This is a genomic window from Solicola agrisoli, assembly GCF_049059935.1.
Lineage (GTDB): Bacteria > Actinomycetota > Actinomycetes > Propionibacteriales > Nocardioidaceae > JAURVT01.
Map to the genome: position 1 here is coordinate 21,485 of NZ_JBMGQR010000037.1, position 17,192 is coordinate 38,676.

The window sequence follows — 17,192 nt, forward strand, 5'->3', positions numbered from 1 at the left end:
ACGGTCAGGCGGCGGGAGCGGAGAAGATCGTGACCTGCGTGGTCATCACCGTGTCCACGTCCACGGAGGCGACCTTGGAGCCCCCGTCGACGCTGAGCTGGGTGGAGCCCACGAGCACGCGGCGCGCACCGTCCTGCAGCGACTTGACGAAGGCGGTCTGCTCGACGAGCGACCCGCTCGAGGTGAGCGAGACGGTGATGGCCTGCTGTCCCGTGGCGGCGGCGGCCGAGCCGTCGGCCGGCTGCTCGGCGCCCTGGACCGCCCCGGTGGGCGGACTGATGGTGACGTCGTCCAGCTCGACGCCCGCGCTCTCGGCCGCCTGCGTGAGCTGGCGGGTGAAGCCCGGGAGCGCCGTGGTCGACGGCAGGCCGTCCTGAGCCGCGGCGAGGTCGGCCTGGAGCACGTTGATCTGCTCGTTGTCCTGGGCCAGCTTGGTGATCTTGGCCTGGAGCGTCGTGTTCTGCACCTGCGCGTCGGCGCGGTCGATGGCGTGCTGGTCGGCCGCGGCGAGCTGCGGGCCGGCGGCGAGGAACCAGGTGGCGACGAGGAGCAGCAGCGCGATCGCCGCGGTGCCACCGATGACGACGCGACGGTCGTCGAGGAACGAGGTGTTCACTGGGAGCCTCCGTCGGCCTGCTTGGTCTGGTCGTAGCGGTGGGTGTGCAGGTCCTTGGTGAGGCTGAGGGTCACCGACCAGGTGGCGTTGCCGGCCTCGCCCGCCGCGTTGGTCGCCGGCAGGACGTCGGCGACACCGTCGAGCTTCTCGAGCCTCGTCACGTAGGTGGCGAGGTCCGACAGCTGCTGGGACGTGCCGGCGAGCGTCGCCGTGCCGATCGAGTCGGTGACCCCGGCCGCGTCCGGGGCCGCGCCAGCCGGCGCGGCAGCGGCACCCGGAGCCGCGCCGCCGGCGGCGCTCGTCAGGGAGATGTTCATCGAGGTCAGGGACATCGAGCCCGGCAGGGCCGTGCGCAGCCTGGTGAGCAGCTGTGCGGCGTCGACGTCGGTGGTCATCAGCTGGGCGATCTGGGCGTCCAACGCCCTGGTGTCGGCCTGCACCTTGACCACGTCGCGGTACTGACCCTGCTGGGCCAGGAGCGAGGTCGTCTCGGCCTGGGCGGTCTCCAGCTCGTCGGCGGCGGACCGCGCCTTCAGCGAGGCGACGGCGAAGCCGGCGACGCAGAGCAGGAGGACGAGGGCGAGGCCGGCGACGGCGAGCTTGCGCAGCGCGCGCACCCGGCGGCGCTCGACGACCTCCCGTGGTGTGAGGTCGGCGGCGATGCCCCAGCCGGGCATGCTGCTCCAGATCTGGCGCTCGACGTCGTCGCTGATCGTGGCGGTCATGCTGCGGCTCCCATCGCGAGGCCCACCGAGACGGCGGAGGGCGGGACCATCAGGCCGGCGATCGTGCTCTCGGAGCGCTCACGGTCGCGAATGTGCTGGAGCGGGTCGACCACGCGTGTCGGCAGCTCGACCTGGTCGCGGATCGGGTCCGCGATGCCGACCAGGCGCGAGCCGCCGCCGGTGAGCGAGATGCGCTCGATGGGCGAGTCGTCGTGGGTGGACCGGAAGTAGGCGGCCGAGGTGCGGATCTCGGCGATGAGCGGCCGCAGGCCCTCGAGCAGGGCCCGCGTGACCTCCGCGTGGCCGGACTCCAGACCACCGGCGCACTTGGTCGCCTCGGCCTCGAGGCGCTCGACGCCGAGTCGGTCGGCCAGCTGCTCGGTCAGCTGCTCGCCGCCGCGGGCGAGCGTGCGGACGAGCTTGGGCACGCCACGGTCGTGGATGACGATCGTGCTGAGGTGCGCACCGAGGTCGACCACGGCCTCGACGGCCAGGTGCTGGTCGCCGATCGCGCGCAGCGCGGCGAACGAGGAGAGGTCGACGCGCGCCACGCGCAGCCCGGCGCGCTCGACGGCCTCGACGGCGGTGAGCACGGGCTCGCGGGGCGTGGCGATGAGCAGACCGTCGACCAGGTCGGAGTCGGGGTGCGGCTCGCCGATCTGGCAGTAGTCGAGGACCAGCTCGTCGATGGGGACCGCGATGACCTCCTTGGCCTGGTAGGGCAGCGCCTTGGCGCGGCGGGCCGGGTCGAGGTTGGGCATCTGCAGGTCGCGGACGAGCGCCTGCGGGCTGGCGACGCCGACGATCACGGTGCGGCAGTTGAACTTCTGCTCGGCCCACAGCTGCTTGAGCGCCGCGGTGACGACCTCGCCGTCGTGCACGACACCGTCCTTCACCGCTCCGTGCGGCAGGGCCACCTGGCCGAGCCCCTCGACGGTCACCGACGGGCGGCCGTTCACCGTGCCCGGCGCCAGGACCGCCGCGCGGACGGCCGTGGCACCGATGTCGATCCCGATGGCGTGACCGTCGGTGTTGAGCACGTTCTCCCTCTTGAGGGCGAGCTGGCGGTGCTTCATGGCGACTCCCGGTCAGGCGATCTGGGTGAGGGTGAGGTAGGCGTCCGAGATCGGGCCGCCGACGAACAGGGCGAGCACCGCCCCGGCGACGAGCGCGGGCCCGAAGGGCAGCAGCGAACCGCGCCCCGCCCGCCGCACCACGACCAGGACGGCGCCCGCGAGGGTGCCGAGCAGGAACGCGGCGAAGACCCCGACCACGACGGACGGGTAGGAGACGTAGCCGAGCACGGCGCCGATGACGACGGCGAGCTTGACGTCGCCGAGCCCCATGCCGCCGGGCTTGGCGAGAGCGAGGGCGAGGAACAGCAGACCGAGGGCGGCTGCGGCGACCGCGGCGCGGACCAGGGGCTGCACCTCGCCGGTGACGACCGACGCGGCGACGAACCCGGCGGCGACGAGGCCGAAGGTCGGGTAGACGATCGCGTTCGGCAGGCGCATGACGTCGAGGTCGATCGCGGTGAGGGCGACGCCGGCGGCGACGAAGACCAGGAACGCGGGCAGGGCGGGCAGCAGGTCGAGGCGGGCGGCGTTCCACGTCACGGCGACGAACAGGACCGCCGTGGCCAGCTCGACGAGCGGGTAGCGGACGCTGATCGGCTCGGCGCAGTCGGCGCAGCGACCGCGCAGCAGCAGCCAGCCGAGCACGGGCACGTTGTGCCGGGCGCGGATCTGGTGGCCGCAGGCCGGGCAGGCCGATGCTGGGCTGACGACCGACTCGCCGGCGGGGACCCGGTGGATGACGACGTTGAGGAAGGAGCCCACGGCCAGGCCGAGGAGCGCGGTGAGGACGAACAGGATCGGCACGGCCGGGCTCCTCTCTGGGGTGGGGGTGTCAGGTGTTCTCACCACGGGCCGGGGACCGAACGGTCCCCGGCCCGAGTGGCAGCACCTGCGCTGCGGTGACTCAGTCCGATCAGCAGGTGGTGCCGGTGGGCGCGGCGGTCAGCGTCTTGACCGAGCCGCCGGCGGTGCTCAGGTAGCAGTAGAAGTTGCCGTTGCCGCTGGTGGCCTTGGCGTAGATGCGGTAGCCGTCGGTCACGGGCGTGTAGACGATGTCGCCGGTGGCGTCGCTCTTGGTGATCTTGCCGTTGGCGCAGCCGGTCGGCGTGCCGCCGGTCGTGGCCACCGCAGTCGGGTACGCGGCGTTGTCGGAGTTGCACTGCTCCAGCGTCGAGATCGCGGCGCGGACGTCGGACTGCGCGGCCTTGTCGTTGGCGCCCTTGCGGTAGTTCAGGTACAGCGGGACGGCGATGGCCATCAGGATGCCGATGATGACGACGACCACGAGGAGCTCGATGAGGGTGAAGCCACCCTCGCCGTTCTCCTTCTTGCGGCGAAGCTCAGCAAGGCGGTTGATCATGAGAGCCTCCTGGGCTCGTCGTGGGCCGGCACTCGTTGCTGGCCTCTGTGGTGGTGCACAGAGGTGATCGGCGGCCGGCTCCCCCACCTGAGGAATATGAGGAGAAATTTCCCCGCCAACCTGACGAGGTGCGTCGCGTCGGCTTGACACCCGACGCACAGGTCCGGCCGGGCACCCCGCGGGGTGCCCGGCCGGACCGGCGGCGGCTCGTGGCCGCCCTCGCTCAATTGGTCTGGATGTTCTGGAACACGCTGAACATCGGCAGGTAGAGGCAGACCACCATCGAGCCGATGACGGTGCCGAGCAGGACCACCATGAGGGGCTCCATGGCCGACGACAGCGACTCGGTGGCCGTCTCGACCTCCTTCTCGTAGTAGTCGGCGACCTTGTCGAGCATGTCGGTGATCTGGCCGGTCTCCTCGCCCACCTCGAGCATCTGGGTGACCATCGACGGGAACAGGTCGTGCCGCTGGAGCGCGGTGGACATCTGGCCGCCGACGCGCACCTGGTCCTGCACGTCTCCCATCGCGCGGGTGATGAGGGAGTTGCCCGACGTGCCGCCCACGACGTCGAGCGCCTGGATCACCGGCACGCCGACGGACAGCAGGGTGCCGAAGTTGCGCGACCACCGGCTGATGGCGAGCTTGGTGAACAGCGACCCGAACACCGGCAGCTTCAGCTTCAGACCGTCCATCCGGTAACGGAAGTCCTCGTTGGTCTGCATCGCCGTCCGGTACCCCTTCAGGCCCGTGAGCACGACGACGATGAGCAGGGGGGCGACCCACCAGATGTTGTTCGACAGACCCACCATGATCCGGGTGGGCAGCGGCAGCTCGCCGCCGAGCTGGGTGAACATCTTCTCGAACACTGGGACGATGAAGATGATCACCGCGGCGCCCAGGATCAACGAGAACGTCAGCACGATCACCGGGTAGGTCATCGCCGACTTGATCTTCGACCGCAGGTCGGCGTCGGCCTCGTACATCTTGGCGATCCGCGAGAGCGCGCCGTCGAGGAAACCACCGGTCTCGCCGGCCTTGATCATGTTGATCATCAGCGGCGGGAAGTGGTCGGGGTGCTTGATCATCGACGACGACAGCGTGGCGCCGCCCTGCACGTCGACCTTGACCTGGGTGATGGCCTCCTTGAAGGCCTTCTTCTCGGTCTGCTCCTCCAGGATCGCCAGCGAACGCAGCAGCGTCAGGCCGGACGACGTCATCGACGCGAACTGCCGAGAGAACACCGCCAGGTCGCGCAGCGAGGTGCGGCCCCCGAAGCCGGGGATCGAGATCTCCTTGTTGAGACCGGTGCCGGCACCGGCCACCTCGAGCGGCGTGAGCTTCTGGACGGTGAGCGCGCGGGTGGCCGCCTCGGGCGAGTCGGCGTCGATCTTGCCCTTGACCAGGGCACCGGTGGCGTCGACCGCCTCGTAGGTGAACGTCGTGACGGTCATCAGATCATCGCCAGCCTCTTGAACTCGTTGGGGTCGTGGGCCAGCTCGAGGGCGGTTCCCTTGGAGATGAGCTGGTCGGTGTAGCGGCGCGCCAGGTGCTGGTCGAAGCTGATCATCCCCACGTCGGCGGACGACTGCAGGAACGTCGGGATCTGGTGCACCTTGCCCTCGCGGATCAGGTTGCGGATCGCGGGCGTCGCGACCATCACCTCGCAGACCGTGGTGCGCCCGTTGCCGTCCTTGGTCGGTGCGAGCGCCTGGGTGACGACGCCCTGGAGGCAGTTGGCCAGCTGCGCACGGATCTGCGACTGCTGGTGGGCGGGGAAGATGTCGATCAGCCGGTCGATGGTCTGGGACGCCGACTGCGTGTGCAGCGTCGCGAGCACGAGGTGGCCGGTCTCGGCCGCGGTGATGGCGGTGCTGGTGGTCTCCAGGTCGCGGAGCTCGCCGACCAGGATGATGTCGGGGTCCTGCCGCAGCACGTGCTTGAGCGCGGTCGGGAAGTCCTCGGTGTCGGCCCCCACCTCGCGCTGGTTGACCACGCACCGCTTGTGGGTGTGCAGGTACTCGATCGGGTCCTCGACGGTCATGATGTGCGCCGAGCGCGTCTGGTTGGCGACGTCGAGCAGGCTCGCCAACGTCGTCGACTTGCCCGAGCCGGTGGGCCCGGTGACGAGGACGAGCCCGCGCGGCAGGTGCGCGAACTTCTCCACGTCGGCCGGCAGGCCCAGCTCGCCGAGGCTGCGGATCTTGTGCGGGATGGTCCGCATGACGGCGCCGACGGCACCGCGCTGCACGAACACGTTGACGCGGAACCGGCTGAGACCGATCAATGAGAACGAAGTGTCCAGCTCGTTGTCGCGCTCGAAGCGCTCCCACAGCTCGGGCGGGACGATGCTCTTCATCATCGCTGCCGTGTCCTTCGGCGTCAGCTTCGTGACTCCCTCGACCGGGCGCAGCGCCCCGTGCACCCGGATGCACGGGGCGATGCCGGCGGTGAGGTGCAGGTCCGACCCCCCGCGCTCGACCGTCTCGCGCAGCAGGTGCTCGATGGCGCTGCGCGGGTCGCCGTCGACGGCGTCGGGCGTGGACGGACGCCCGAAGCCCTCGTCGGTGATCGGCACGACGTCGGCGGTCGCCGAGTGCGCGGGCGCGTCGGCCGGCGCGTGGGCCGGGGGGAGGTAGGCGGTCATGGGTGCTCCTGTGCGCTCAGACGGTGACGCGGAAGACTTCTTCGATGGTGGTCTCGCCGACGGCGGCCTTCATCAGGCCGTCGTGCCGCAGCGGGACCATGCCCTCGGCGACGGCGACGTGGTGGATCTCGGACGCCGACGCGTTGCGCACGGCGAGCCGCTCGATCTCCTCGGTGACGGGCATGACCTCGTTGACGGCCAGGCGCGCCCGGTAGCCGGTCTGGCCGCACGAGCGGCAGCCCACGGGCTTCCAGAGCTTCTCGGGCACCTCGAGCTCGTCGGGCCAGCCGATCTGCAGGAGCTCGCGCTCGGAGGGGGCGTACGGCTCCTTGCACCAGTCGCACAGCCGGCGCGCGAGCCGCTGGGCCAGCACGCAGTCCACCGACGAGCCCACCAGGAAGGGCTCGACGCCCATCTCGGTGAGACGCGTGACGGCCGACGGCGCGTCGTTGGTGTGCAGCGTGGTGAGCACGAGGTGGCCGGTCATGGCGGCCTCGATGCCCAGCTGGGCGGTGACGGGGTCGCGGATCTCACCGATCAGCACGACGTCGGGGTCCGAGCGCAGGATCGCGGGGAGGACGGCGGCGAACGTCAGCCCGGCCTTGGCGTTGACCTGCACCTGGTTGACCCCGGGCAGCCGGTACTCCACCGGGTCCTCGACGGTGATGATGTTGACCGACGGCTTGCTGATCTCGCTGAGCGTCGCGTACAGCGTGGTCGACTTGCCGGAGCCGGTCGGCCCGGTGACCAGGACCATCCCGTGGGGCTTGGTGAACGAGGTCTGGAAGCGCTCGTAGTTGGCGGCCGAGAAGCCGAGCTTGCGCAGCTCGAGGTCGATGCCGCCGGTGTCGAGCACGCGCAGGACGACCTTCTCGCCCCACACGGTCGGCAGGGTCGCGAGTCGCAGGTCCACCTTGTTGCGGTCGAGACGGACGGTGATGCGACCGTTCTGCGGCACCCGCTTCTCGGTGATGTCGACGCTCGCCATGATCTTCAGTCGCGAGATCAGCGGTGACTGGACGGCGGCCGGCACGCTGTCGACGTCGTGCAGCACGCCGTCGATGCGGAAGCGGACCCGCAGCTCGCCCTCGGTGGGCTCGATGTGGAGGTCGGACGCGCGGCTCTGGATCGCCTGCTCGATCAGCGAGTTGACGTAGCGGACGACGGGCGCGTCCTCGCCGTCGGCGACCTGGGCGGTCATCTGGGAGGACTGGGTGTCGGTGAAGGAGGCGGCGATGTCGGCCAGGTCGGTCTGCTCGCGCTTGAGCCGGTCGATCAGCTTCCGCAGCTCGCTGCGCGCGGCCACCATCGGGGTGATGAGCGCACCGGTGGCGGCCCTGATGTCGTCGAGCGCGACGACGTCGCCGGGGTCGGAGATGGCCACGACCAGGGCGCCGTTGTTCCAGCCGATGCCGAGCACGCGGTGCCGCGTGACGAGCTGCAGCGGGATGGCCGCGACCGCCTCGGCGTCGATCGGGTAGCCGACGAGGTCGACGCTCGCCATGCCGTGCGAGTCCGCCGACGCCTCGGTCAGCTCGAGCTCGGTGACGATGCGGTCGTTGATCAGCACGTCGCGGATCGAGCGTCCGGTGCGCTGCGACTCCTCGGCCGCCTCCTCCAGGAGGTGCGCGTCGACGCCCCGCGCCGCGAGGGCGTTGAGCAGGGCTCGGTACGACGGGACCACGACGACCTCCTGGTGTCCGTGCTGACTGGTGCGCGTGCCTGATCGGCCACCGGTGGACCGACCTGAGGAATCCGGCGGATCGCGTTCTCCTCCACCAGGTAGAGGAGAAACCCGGACACGGGGCCCTCAGAACGGGTGAGATGGTCCGGAACCCCCCGGCACGGGTCGTCCGGCATGGCCCATCTGGGTGGTATTACCCAAATGGAGGAGAACGTTTGCCTGTTTCTCCTCCAAGCGAACGAGTTCCTCATCAATATTCACCACGTGACCCCTTCTCTCGGACTGGTGCCGGCCTCGGTCGTCGACACCGCACCGGACGCGCTCGTCCGGCAGCACATGCCCCTCGTCCGCCGTCTCGTGCGCGAGGTCTGCACCCGCATCCCCAGCCACGTCGACCGCGACGACCTGACCGGCACCGGCATGGCCACCCTGGTGGTCGCCGCCCGCGCCTGGGACCCCTCGCGCGGCGTCACGTTCGAGCGCTACGCCGCCATCCGCGTGCGCGGCGCCCTGCTCGACGAGCTGCGCGGCCTGGACTGGGCCACCCGCTCGGTCCGCCGCCGTGCCCGCGAGGTCGAGCAGACCCGCAACCGGCTCGCCGCCGAGCTGGGCCGCGTGCCGAGCGCCGCCGAGCTGGCCGCGGCCACCGGCCTGACGACCCAGGAGCTCGCGTCGCACGCCGACGACGTCGCCCGGTCGTCGGTGCTCTCGCTCCAGGGGTTCGACGACCGCCAGGCTGACGACCTCGACGTCCGCCGTGCGCCCGCCGCCGACACGATCATCGAGAAGCGCGAGCAGATCGCCTACCTGCAGGACGCCGTCGCGACGCTCCCCGAGCGCCTGCGCGTGGTCGTCGAGGGCTGGTTCATCCACGAGCGCCCGATGGCCGAGATCGCCGTCGAGCTGGGCGTGTCGGAGTCGCGCATCTCGCAGATGCGCGCCGAGGCGCTCGTCCTGCTCAAGGACGCGCTCAACACCCACCTGGCCCCCGAGCTGGTCTCCCCCACCGACCGTCCGGGCGGATGCGCCGCCCGCCGGCGCGAGACCTACTTCGCCGACGTCGCCTCGCGCCGCACCTACCGCGAGCGCCTCGCCGGCGAGGCCATGCCCACCTCCGCCTGACGGAGAAACCCGGACGATCTCCTGCCCGATCCCCCTCAGGTCGTCGTCCACCGTGCCGATCAGCACTGGGTGACCGGGACGGCGAGACGATCGCCCTCCTCGCTCGAACACACGGGCACCGCCGTCGTCACGCAGAACCCGGCGCCACCGGCGCCACGCGGAGGAGGATCCATGGACGCGCGCCGCAGGCTCGCGACCCCGGTCGTCATCGCGGTCACCGCCCTGATCCTGGTGTCCGAGCTGTTCTGTCTGCTCTGGGTCTTCCACCTCGACGACGGGGTGGACGCCCGCGAGCTGGCCCACGCCCGCGCCTCCACGGCCGTGACGGGCTGGAGCGACGCCGGCGACCCCGCGGTCGTCACTGACGCCGTCGGCGCGCTCGTCGCGACCGACGCCCCCGGCTCGGCCTCGGTCGACCGCGCCGCGACCGCCTGGGCCGCGGACCCCACGCCGTCCAACCTGGAGCTCCTGCGCGGCGCGCTCGAGGCCACCGGTGAGGGCGTCACCCGCCAGCAGGCCACCACCGAGGTCCAGGTGGTCGCGATCCTGGCCACCCTGCTCGTCGTGGTCTCGGTCGGGTGGTTCGTCTGGTTCCGCCGGCTCGTCGCCCGTCACCGCGACCTGCAGCGCCGGCTCACGAGCCAGCAGGTCCTCGACTCCGAGCGGCACCGGCTCACCGCCCTGGTCGCCAACTCCGAGGACGTGATCGCGATCCTCGACAGCGGCTCGACCGTCCGCTTCGTCAGCCCCGCCGCCGCGCCCGTCCTCGGGCTGGGCCCGGAGGATCTCGTCGGCGTGCGGCTCGTCGACCGGCTGGAGGAGGGCGACCGGCTCGTCCTCGCCCAGGCGCTCGCCGCGTCACGCCCCGGACGGCAACCCCTGGTGCTGCGGTTCCCGCGCCAGGACGGCTACCAGGTCGTCCTCGAGGGCACCCTGGTCGACCAGACCACCGACCCCGCGGTCGAGGGTTTCGTGCTGACGCTCCGCGACGTCACCGAGCGACGCAAGCTCACCGAGCAGCTCGAGCACCAGTCGTTCCACGACGCGCTCACCGGGCTCGCCAACCGTCAGCTGTTCGCCGACCGCCTGTCCCACGCGCTGGTCCGCCGCGACCACGGGGGCGTCCGCACCCTGACGGTCCTGTTCATCGACCTCGACGACTTCAAGAACGTGAACGACAGCCTCGGCCACGGGGTCGGCGACGACCTCCTCGCGGCCGTCGCCGAGCGGCTCTCCGCGACCACCGCCACCGGCGACACCATCGCCCGCCTCGGCGGCGACGAGTTCGCGGTGCTGCTCGAGGACACCGACCTCACGTCCGCGACGAGCACCGCCGAGACCGTCAGCGCGACGCTGGCCGCGCCGTTCGAGCTGCACGGCCACCACCTCGCGCTGTCCTGCAGCATCGGGATCGCCCAGGCCCTCCCGGGACGCACCGACGGCGAGGAGCTGATGCGCAACGCCGACGTGGCGCTCTACATGGCCAAGGAGCGCGGCAAGGGCAGCGTCGCGGTCTACGACTCCAGCTGGCACCACCGCACCCTCGAGGTGCTCGAGATGCGCAACGACCTGCAGTGGGCGATCGAGTCCGACGAGCTGGTCCTGCACTACCAGCCGACCGTCGACCTGCGGACGCAGTCGATCACCGGCTTCGAGGCCCTCGTGCGCTGGGAGCACCCCGAGCGCGGCCTCATCCCGCCGGGCGCCTTCGTGCCCGTCGCCGAGCAGAGCGGCCTGATCCTGCCGCTCGGCCGGTGGGTCCTGCACCGGGCGTGCGAGGCGGCCGTGCGGTTCCACGCCGGCGGCCACCGGCCGACGATGGCGGTGAACGTCTCGGTGCAGCAGATGTCCCGGCCGGACTTCGTCGACGACGTCGTCTCGGCGCTGGCCCAGAGCCGGCTCCCGGCGTCGTCGCTCGTCCTCGAGATCACCGAGTCGACGCTGCTGTCGGACACCGCGACCACGATCGGCGCGCTCACCCTGCTGCGCCAGCTCGGGGTACGGGTCGCGATCGACGACTTCGGCACCGGCTACAGCTCGCTGTCGCAGCTCGCCACCCTGCCCGTGGACGTCCTGAAGGTGGACAAGTCGTTCGTCGACGGGATCGACGAGACCGAGACCGGCTCGACGTCCCTGATCCGGGCGATCCTGGCGATGGGCGACACGATGGGGCTGACCACGGTGGCCGAGGGCGTCGAGCACCAGGCCCAGGCGCTGTGGCTCCAGCAGACCTCGTGCACCCTCGGCCAGGGCTACCTCTGGTCGCGGCCCGTCCCGGTCGACGAGGCCGAGCAGCTGCTGCGTCACGGCATCGACGTGGGTCTGCCCCGCAAGGGTCCGCGCACGGGCGTGCCCGACCTGCGCATCGTCTGACCTCGCGCCGGTCTTGACCACGCCGCCCCGATGGGCTGCGATGGGCCGATGGACCACAGCGGCCCCGGCGGCTTCCGGCTCCAGGTGAGCGGACCGGTCTTCTCCTGGCGCGGACCGGCTCCGCACCACTTCGTCGCGGTGCCCGACGACGACAGCGCCTTCGTGCAGGAGCTCGCCTCGGCGGTCACCTACGGCTGGGGCATGGTCCCCGTCGCCGCGCGCGTCGGCCGCACCGGCTTCACCACCTCGCTGTACCCCAAGGACGGCCGCTACCTCGTGCCGCTCAAGCTCGCGGTCCGCACCGCGGAGGGCATCGAGGTCGGCGACACGGTCACCATCGAGCTGACGATCGCCGAGCCGTCCTGAACCGACGAGCATTCCCCGCGACGGGGTGTCCCAAACCTGATCGGCCTGATCTTTCACGGCGTCGGCGCGCCCGGTAACGATCCGGACAATTAGCGCCCGCGACCCTGGTGGATGGCCCGTTCGGGCCACCAGTGTTCACCCATCCGTGCCACTCACCCGCCGACATCCCCGGTGGGCGACGACGGTGCCGCGTGGAAACCCCACCTTGTCGAAAGGACCCCGATGGTGACGAGATCGTCCACCCTCAGGCGAAGCATCATCGCGATCACGGCCGCCGGCCTGCTCGCAGCGAGCGCGGCGTCGTCCGCCGCCGCCGACCCCACCGCCGACTCCGGCTCCCCCAAGGACCCGCAGGCCGAGGTGCTCAGCTCGCACGACATCGACCTGCTCACCGACGCCGAGGATGCAGGCGAGCGTCAGGTGACGCTGCTCGTCGCCGCCGACCGTGGTCAGGCCAAGAAGGTCGCCGCGGGCGTCGACCGGCTCGGCGGCACCGTCGCCGAACGCTTCGACAAGCTGGGCTACCTGCGCGTCTCGGTGCCCACCAGCCAGGTCCGCAAGGCCGCGGCCATCCCCGGCGTCGCCGCGATCGACGTCGACGAGGTGCTCGAGCAGCCCGACCCGGCCGTCGCCCAGAAGGGCGCGCCCGCCGCCAAGCAGGCCGCGACGCTGCCCGGCCCCGGCGCCGACACGCCGGACGTCAACCCGTACATGCCCACCAACGAGACCGGCGCGACGGACTTCAAGACCTCGCACCCCACCTGGGACGGCCGCGGCACCACGATCGGCGTGCTCGACTCCGGCGTCGACCTCGACCACCCGGCCCTGGCCAGCACGTCGACCGGCGAGCGCAAGATCACCGACTGGGTGACCGCGACCGACCCGATCCTCGACGCGGACGGCACCTGGCGCCGCATGGACACCACGGTCACCGGCCCGTCGTTCGTCATCGCCAACAGCACCTGGACCGCCCCCGCGGGCGAGTACAGGTTCAACCTGTTCCGCGAGAACATCACCGCGGGCAGCGAGCCCGAGGGCGACGTCAACCGCGACGGCGACACCACCGACGCGTGGGGCGTCCTCTACCGCGCGAGCGACAACGCGATCTGGGTCGACACCGACCAGGACCTCGACTTCACCGACGAGACGCTGATGCGCCCGTACAAGGAGAAGTTCCAGGTCGGCCACTTCGGCACCGACAAGCCGTCCACGCCGATCGTCGAGTCCTCCCCCTTCGTGGTCGAGTTCCGCGAGGACGTCGACCTGTCGCCCTACGGCGGCGCCAACGTCGGCAAGGTCGCCGACTTCGTCAACATCGGCCTCGTGGAGTCGGCGCACGGCACCCACGTCGCCGGCATCACCGCGGCGCACTCGATGTTCGGCGGCGCGATGGACGGCGCCGCACCCGGCGCCAAGATCGTCTCGTCGCGCGCCTGCACCTGGGGCGGTGGCTGCACCGCCGCCGCGCTCACCACGGGCATGGCCGACCTCGTCGTCAACCGCAAGGTCGACGTCGTCAACATGTCGATCGGCGGCCTGCCCGCGCTGAACGACGCCAACAACGCCCGCGCCGAGCTCTACGACCGGCTCATCTCCGACTACGGCGTGCAGCTGTTCATCTCGGCCGGCAACAGCGGCCCCGGCCTCAACACCATCGGCGACCCGTCGGTGGCCACCGACGTCGTCAGCGTCGGCGCCTCGGTCAGCAAGGACACCTGGCTGTCGAACTACGGCTCGGTCGTCAAGGCCAAGCAGGGCATGTTCCCCTTCTCCTCGCGCGGCCCGCGTGAGGACGGCGGCTTCAAGCCGAACATCTCGGCGCCCGGCTCGGCCATCTCGACCGTGCCGCAGTGGTACGACCAGGCCGACATCGCCGAGTCCGGCTACACGCTGCCCATCGGGTACGCGATGTTCAACGGCACCTCGATGGCCTCCCCGCAGGCAGCCGGCGCGGCCGCGCTGCTCGTGTCGGCCGCGTACGCCACCGACACCGCGGTGACGCCCGCCCAGCTGCGTCGCTCGCTGTACAGCTCGGCGAAGCTCCAGAAGGACATCCCGACGTACGCGCAGGGCAATGGCTTCTTCGACACCGTCGGTGCCTGGAAGCTGCTCCGCAAGGGCGACGTCGAGACCCGCGACTACGTCGTGGACGCGCCGGTCTGCACCCCGCTGTCGGAGTCGCTCAAGACCCCGAACCGCGGCACCGGCGTCTACAACCGCTGCGGCGCCGGCGAGGGCGGGCACAAGCCCGGCCAGGCCAAGACGTACGCCGTCAAGGTGACGCGCACCAGCGGCCCGTCCGGCTCGGTCGCGCACCGCATCTCCTGGGTCGGCAACGACGGCACCTGGAGCTCCTCGGCCAAGACCGTGTCGCTCCCGCTCGACAAGCCGGTGACCGTCCGGGTCCAGGCCAAGCCCACCGCGGGCGCGCACGCCGCGATCATGCGCCTCGACGACCCCCGCACCGCGGGCGTCGACACCGAGGTGCTGAACACGGTGGTCGCGGCCGAGACCCCGGCCAAGCCGGCGTACGCCACGTCGTGGTCGGGCAAGGTCGACCGCAACGGCACGACGTCGTACTTCGTCGACGTCCCCAAGGGCACGGCCGCGCTGCAGCTGAACCTCACGGGCATCGCCACCGGCAGCCAGACGCGCATGCTGCCGATCGACCCCTACGGCGTGCCGCAGGGATCCACGGCGAGCACGCAGTGCTACACCAACTTCTCCGACACCAAGGCCTGCAACCCGGTCTCGCGCTCGGTGAAGAACCCGCTGCCGGGCGTCTGGGAGATCGAGGTCGAGGCCCGTCGCACGTCCAAGAGCCTGTCGAACCCGTACAAGCTCAAGGCCGCGGTGCAGGCCGTCACGGTCTCGCCGCAGACGGTCGAGCTCGCCTCGGTCGAGGCGGGGTCCCCCTCGCCCGTCACCTGGTCGCTGACGAACGCGCTCGCGCCCGTCACCGTCACCGCCAAGGGCGGCCCGCTGGGCAGCTCGGTGGAGGAGCGTCCGTCGATCGCCGACGGCGAGTCCGCGACCTACGACGTGGTGGTGCCCGAGGGCGCGACCCGTCTGGACGTGGCGATCGGCAGCACGAGCGACGCCGGTGCCGACCTCGACCTCACGGTCCTGCGCGGCACCACCGTCGTGGGCACGTCGGCCGACGGTGACTCCGAGGAGGCGGTCAGCATCACGGCTCCGCCGGCGGGCACGTACACGGTGCAGGTCGACGGCTACTCGGTGCCCGCGGGCACGACCGAGTACGACTACCGCGACGTGTTCTTCTCCCCGGCGCTGGGAACGGTCGAGGTCCCGGCCACGACCCAGCAGCTCGACAACGGCGAGAAGGGCACCGTCACCGGCACCGTCGTGGCGAGGTCCGCGCCGGCCGCGGGGCGCAAGCTCCTCGGGTCGATGACGCTCCTCACCACGGAGAACGCCGAGGTGGGTCGCGGCGACGTCGTCGTCGGGGCGGTCACGCAGTAGCACCCGCACCACCGGAGGGGCTCGTGAGGCACACGCCTCGCGGGCCCCTCCGTGCGTCCACCTCCGTGCGTCCCCCGGTCCCGCCGAGTGGCGCAAACTCGGGCCGACACGCCGCGCCGGACCCCGTTCTTGCGCCACTCGTGCCGGCTTTTGCGCCACTCGGCGGACGGGTGGCGGGCGGCAGGACCGCGTCGCCGACGGGGTCAGGCGGCAGGCTCGACCGACGCGACCTCGAACGGGGTGCCCTGCTGGCAGGTGCTGACCAGACCGGGGGTGCGGGTGCCGGTCACGGTCACCCGCGCGCCGTCGGGGGTGCTGCCGCGCTCGGCCCCGACGAGCAGCAGCTGCTCGCCGCCGGCGTCCAGCACGACGCAACCCGGCTCGACGCCCTGCGACACCACGCCGGTGACGGTCGTGGTGCCCGGCTTGCCGGTGGGGGTCGGGTCGGTCGGGGCGTCCGTCGGCGGCGCGGTCGTGGTCGGCGCCGGCGACGTGGCGGTCGTCGAGCCGGCGGCGTCGGACCCGTCGTCCTCACCCCCTCCGCAGGCCGAGAGACCCAGGGAGAGACCGGTCAGGAGCACGAGGATCGGGACGGTGCGCATGTCGGATGGACGCACGGCGACGCCGTCGGGTTCCGGTCCGCGCTCCACCGGACGACGGAATTTGCTGTCCGCGGCAACCAATCCGAGCCTCTCCGTGGCCGCGAAGCACCCGAGACCCTGCTCGAGGGTCGGGCGCTCCTGGACCCGTGGCGCCCACGGCGGGCCGTGGCCCGCCCAGGCACTCCACCGATCGACGTCCTGGGGGGACGAGACGATGCTGGACGACCTGCGCGTGAGACGTGCGGCCGCCCTCGACGACCGACGACTCGCGACGATCGCGTACGACACCTGGTCGCCCGAGGTGTCGGCCACGCCGCTGTGGGACGCCGGGCGGCCCTTCTTCCGCGAGGAGGCCGGCCTGACGACCGCCAACACCCTCGTCGCGTTCACGCCCGAGGCGGTCGTGGGCTTCGTGGCCGTCGCGCCGTTCCCCTACGCACGTGACCGCTGGGTCGTCCGCGCGCTCGCCGTCGACGTCGTCTTCAGGCGCAGGGGCATCGGCACCACGCTGGTCCGGGCCGCGAGCGAGGCGTCCGCCGCCGCCGGCGCACGCCGGCTCCTCGTCGGGGTGATGCCGGCCAACACCGCGGCCATCACGATGCTGACGCGGCTCGGGTTCGCCGAGGCCGCGCCCGACCAGACCCACCGTCGCCCCGGCGGTCACTCCGGTGCCGTGACCATGTCGCTCACGCTCCGTGCCCCCGGGCGCCGTCCGCGACCGACCGACGACGGGTGAGCGCGGGGTCGTTCCTCCGGTTTCGGTGAAGTTCGCCGCAGGCTCCTTCCGCGGTCCTCGGCGCGGGCACAGGCTGTGCTCACCGCCCCGCGCGGGGCGTCCCGGTCGTTGCCGACGGTCCACCCCGTCCGACGACATCGAGGAGAACCGTGTTCGGAAACAAGACCCTGGTCGACATGATCGACCGCAGCGCAGAGAACCCCGCCGACCGCCGCAAGTTCCTACGCACCGCCGGCATCGCCGGCCTGGGCACCGTCGGCGCCGGCCTCATCGGCGCCACCACCATCGGCGCCGCCGAGGCCGCACCGTCCGACGGTGCCGTCCTTAACTTCGCGCTCAACCTGGAGTACCTCGAGGCCGAGTTCTACTCCCACGCCGTCTTCGGCCACGGCCTGGACTCCCG

At 71.6% G+C, this 17,192-nt stretch carries 15 protein-coding genes; 6 read left to right on the forward strand and 9 right to left on the reverse strand.

Annotated features, from left to right (window positions below):
- Nucleotides 1–4 precede the first annotated feature (4 nt).
- The 8 genes from ACI6PP_RS13750 to ACI6PP_RS13785 all read right to left on the reverse strand — a co-directional run bounded on the left by ACI6PP_RS13750 (nucleotide 5) and on the right by ACI6PP_RS13785 (nucleotide 8,107).
- On the reverse strand, nucleotides 5–616 hold the full coding sequence (locus ACI6PP_RS13750; RefSeq protein WP_421112167.1) for a hypothetical protein: 612 nt from the start codon (nucleotides 614–616) through the stop codon (nucleotides 5–7).
- Nucleotides 613–1,341: a hypothetical protein gene (locus ACI6PP_RS13755; protein WP_421112168.1), complete on the reverse strand. Its 729-nt coding sequence runs from the start codon at nucleotides 1,339–1,341 to the stop codon at nucleotides 613–615. Before ACI6PP_RS13755 ends, ACI6PP_RS13750 begins: the two co-directional genes overlap by 4 nt.
- Nucleotides 1,338–2,417, reverse strand: coding sequence for a type IV pilus assembly protein PilM (pilM, locus tag ACI6PP_RS13760; protein WP_421112169.1), 1,080 nt, complete (start codon nucleotides 2,415–2,417; stop codon nucleotides 1,338–1,340). Before pilM ends, ACI6PP_RS13755 begins: the two co-directional genes overlap by 4 nt.
- Nucleotides 2,418–2,429: 12 nt before the next feature.
- Nucleotides 2,430–3,221 carry a prepilin peptidase gene (locus ACI6PP_RS13765; RefSeq protein ID WP_421112170.1) on the reverse strand — a complete coding sequence of 264 codons (792 nt, stop codon included), beginning with the start codon at nucleotides 3,219–3,221 and terminating at the stop codon, nucleotides 2,430–2,432.
- Nucleotides 3,222–3,330: 109 nt separating this feature from the next.
- On the reverse strand, nucleotides 3,331–3,777 hold the full coding sequence (locus tag ACI6PP_RS13770; RefSeq protein ID WP_421112171.1) for a type IV pilin protein: 447 nt from the start codon (nucleotides 3,775–3,777) through the stop codon (nucleotides 3,331–3,333).
- Nucleotides 3,778–4,000: 223 nt separating this feature from the next.
- Nucleotides 4,001–5,230, reverse strand: coding sequence for a type II secretion system F family protein (locus ACI6PP_RS13775; RefSeq protein ID WP_421112172.1), 1,230 nt, complete (start codon nucleotides 5,228–5,230; stop codon nucleotides 4,001–4,003).
- On the reverse strand, nucleotides 5,230–6,423 hold the full coding sequence (locus ACI6PP_RS13780) for a type IV pilus twitching motility protein PilT (RefSeq protein ID WP_421112173.1): 1,194 nt from the start codon (nucleotides 6,421–6,423) through the stop codon (nucleotides 5,230–5,232). The genes ACI6PP_RS13775 and ACI6PP_RS13780 overlap by 1 nt, the downstream gene beginning before the upstream one ends.
- A 16-nt stretch (nucleotides 6,424–6,439) precedes the next feature.
- Nucleotides 6,440–8,107 carry a GspE/PulE family protein gene (locus ACI6PP_RS13785; protein ID WP_421112174.1) on the reverse strand — a complete coding sequence of 556 codons (1,668 nt, stop codon included), beginning with the start codon at nucleotides 8,105–8,107 and terminating at the stop codon, nucleotides 6,440–6,442.
- Nucleotides 8,108–8,371: 264 nt separating this feature from the next.
- Here ACI6PP_RS13785 and ACI6PP_RS13790 point away from each other — a divergent pair, with 264 nt between their 5' ends.
- From ACI6PP_RS13790 to ACI6PP_RS13805, 4 genes are all read left to right on the forward strand, one after another.
- Nucleotides 8,372–9,229: a sigma-70 family RNA polymerase sigma factor gene (locus tag ACI6PP_RS13790; RefSeq protein ID WP_421112175.1), complete on the forward strand. Its 858-nt coding sequence runs from the start codon at nucleotides 8,372–8,374 to the stop codon at nucleotides 9,227–9,229.
- Nucleotides 9,230–9,400: 171 nt separating this feature from the next.
- Entirely contained in the window at nucleotides 9,401–11,602 is a 2,202-nt protein-coding gene (locus ACI6PP_RS13795; RefSeq protein WP_421112176.1) for a putative bifunctional diguanylate cyclase/phosphodiesterase, read from the forward strand.
- Nucleotides 11,603–11,650: 48 nt separating this feature from the next.
- Nucleotides 11,651–11,968 carry a DUF1905 domain-containing protein gene (locus tag ACI6PP_RS13800; RefSeq protein ID WP_421112177.1) on the forward strand — a complete coding sequence of 106 codons (318 nt, stop codon included), beginning with the start codon at nucleotides 11,651–11,653 and terminating at the stop codon, nucleotides 11,966–11,968.
- A gap of 225 nt (nucleotides 11,969–12,193) precedes the next feature.
- Nucleotides 12,194–15,451: a S8 family serine peptidase gene (locus ACI6PP_RS13805; RefSeq protein WP_421112178.1), complete on the forward strand. Its 3,258-nt coding sequence runs from the start codon at nucleotides 12,194–12,196 to the stop codon at nucleotides 15,449–15,451.
- A gap of 203 nt (nucleotides 15,452–15,654) precedes the next feature.
- Here ACI6PP_RS13805 and ACI6PP_RS13810 read toward each other — a convergent pair whose 3' ends face one another.
- The gene (locus ACI6PP_RS13810) at nucleotides 15,655–16,068 is read right to left on the reverse strand and encodes a hypothetical protein (protein ID WP_421112179.1); all 414 of its coding nucleotides are present in this window, start codon (nucleotides 16,066–16,068) and stop codon (nucleotides 15,655–15,657) included.
- 217 nt (nucleotides 16,069–16,285) lie between these two features.
- Here ACI6PP_RS13810 and ACI6PP_RS13815 point away from each other — a divergent pair, with 217 nt between their 5' ends.
- On the forward strand, nucleotides 16,286–16,789 hold the full coding sequence (locus ACI6PP_RS13815; protein ID WP_421112180.1) for a GNAT family N-acetyltransferase: 504 nt from the start codon (nucleotides 16,286–16,288) through the stop codon (nucleotides 16,787–16,789).
- A gap of 149 nt (nucleotides 16,790–16,938) precedes the next feature.
- Nucleotides 16,939–17,192, forward strand: a 254-nt coding sequence (locus tag ACI6PP_RS13820) for a ferritin-like domain-containing protein (protein WP_421112181.1), incomplete at its 3' end; no start/stop codon positions are given.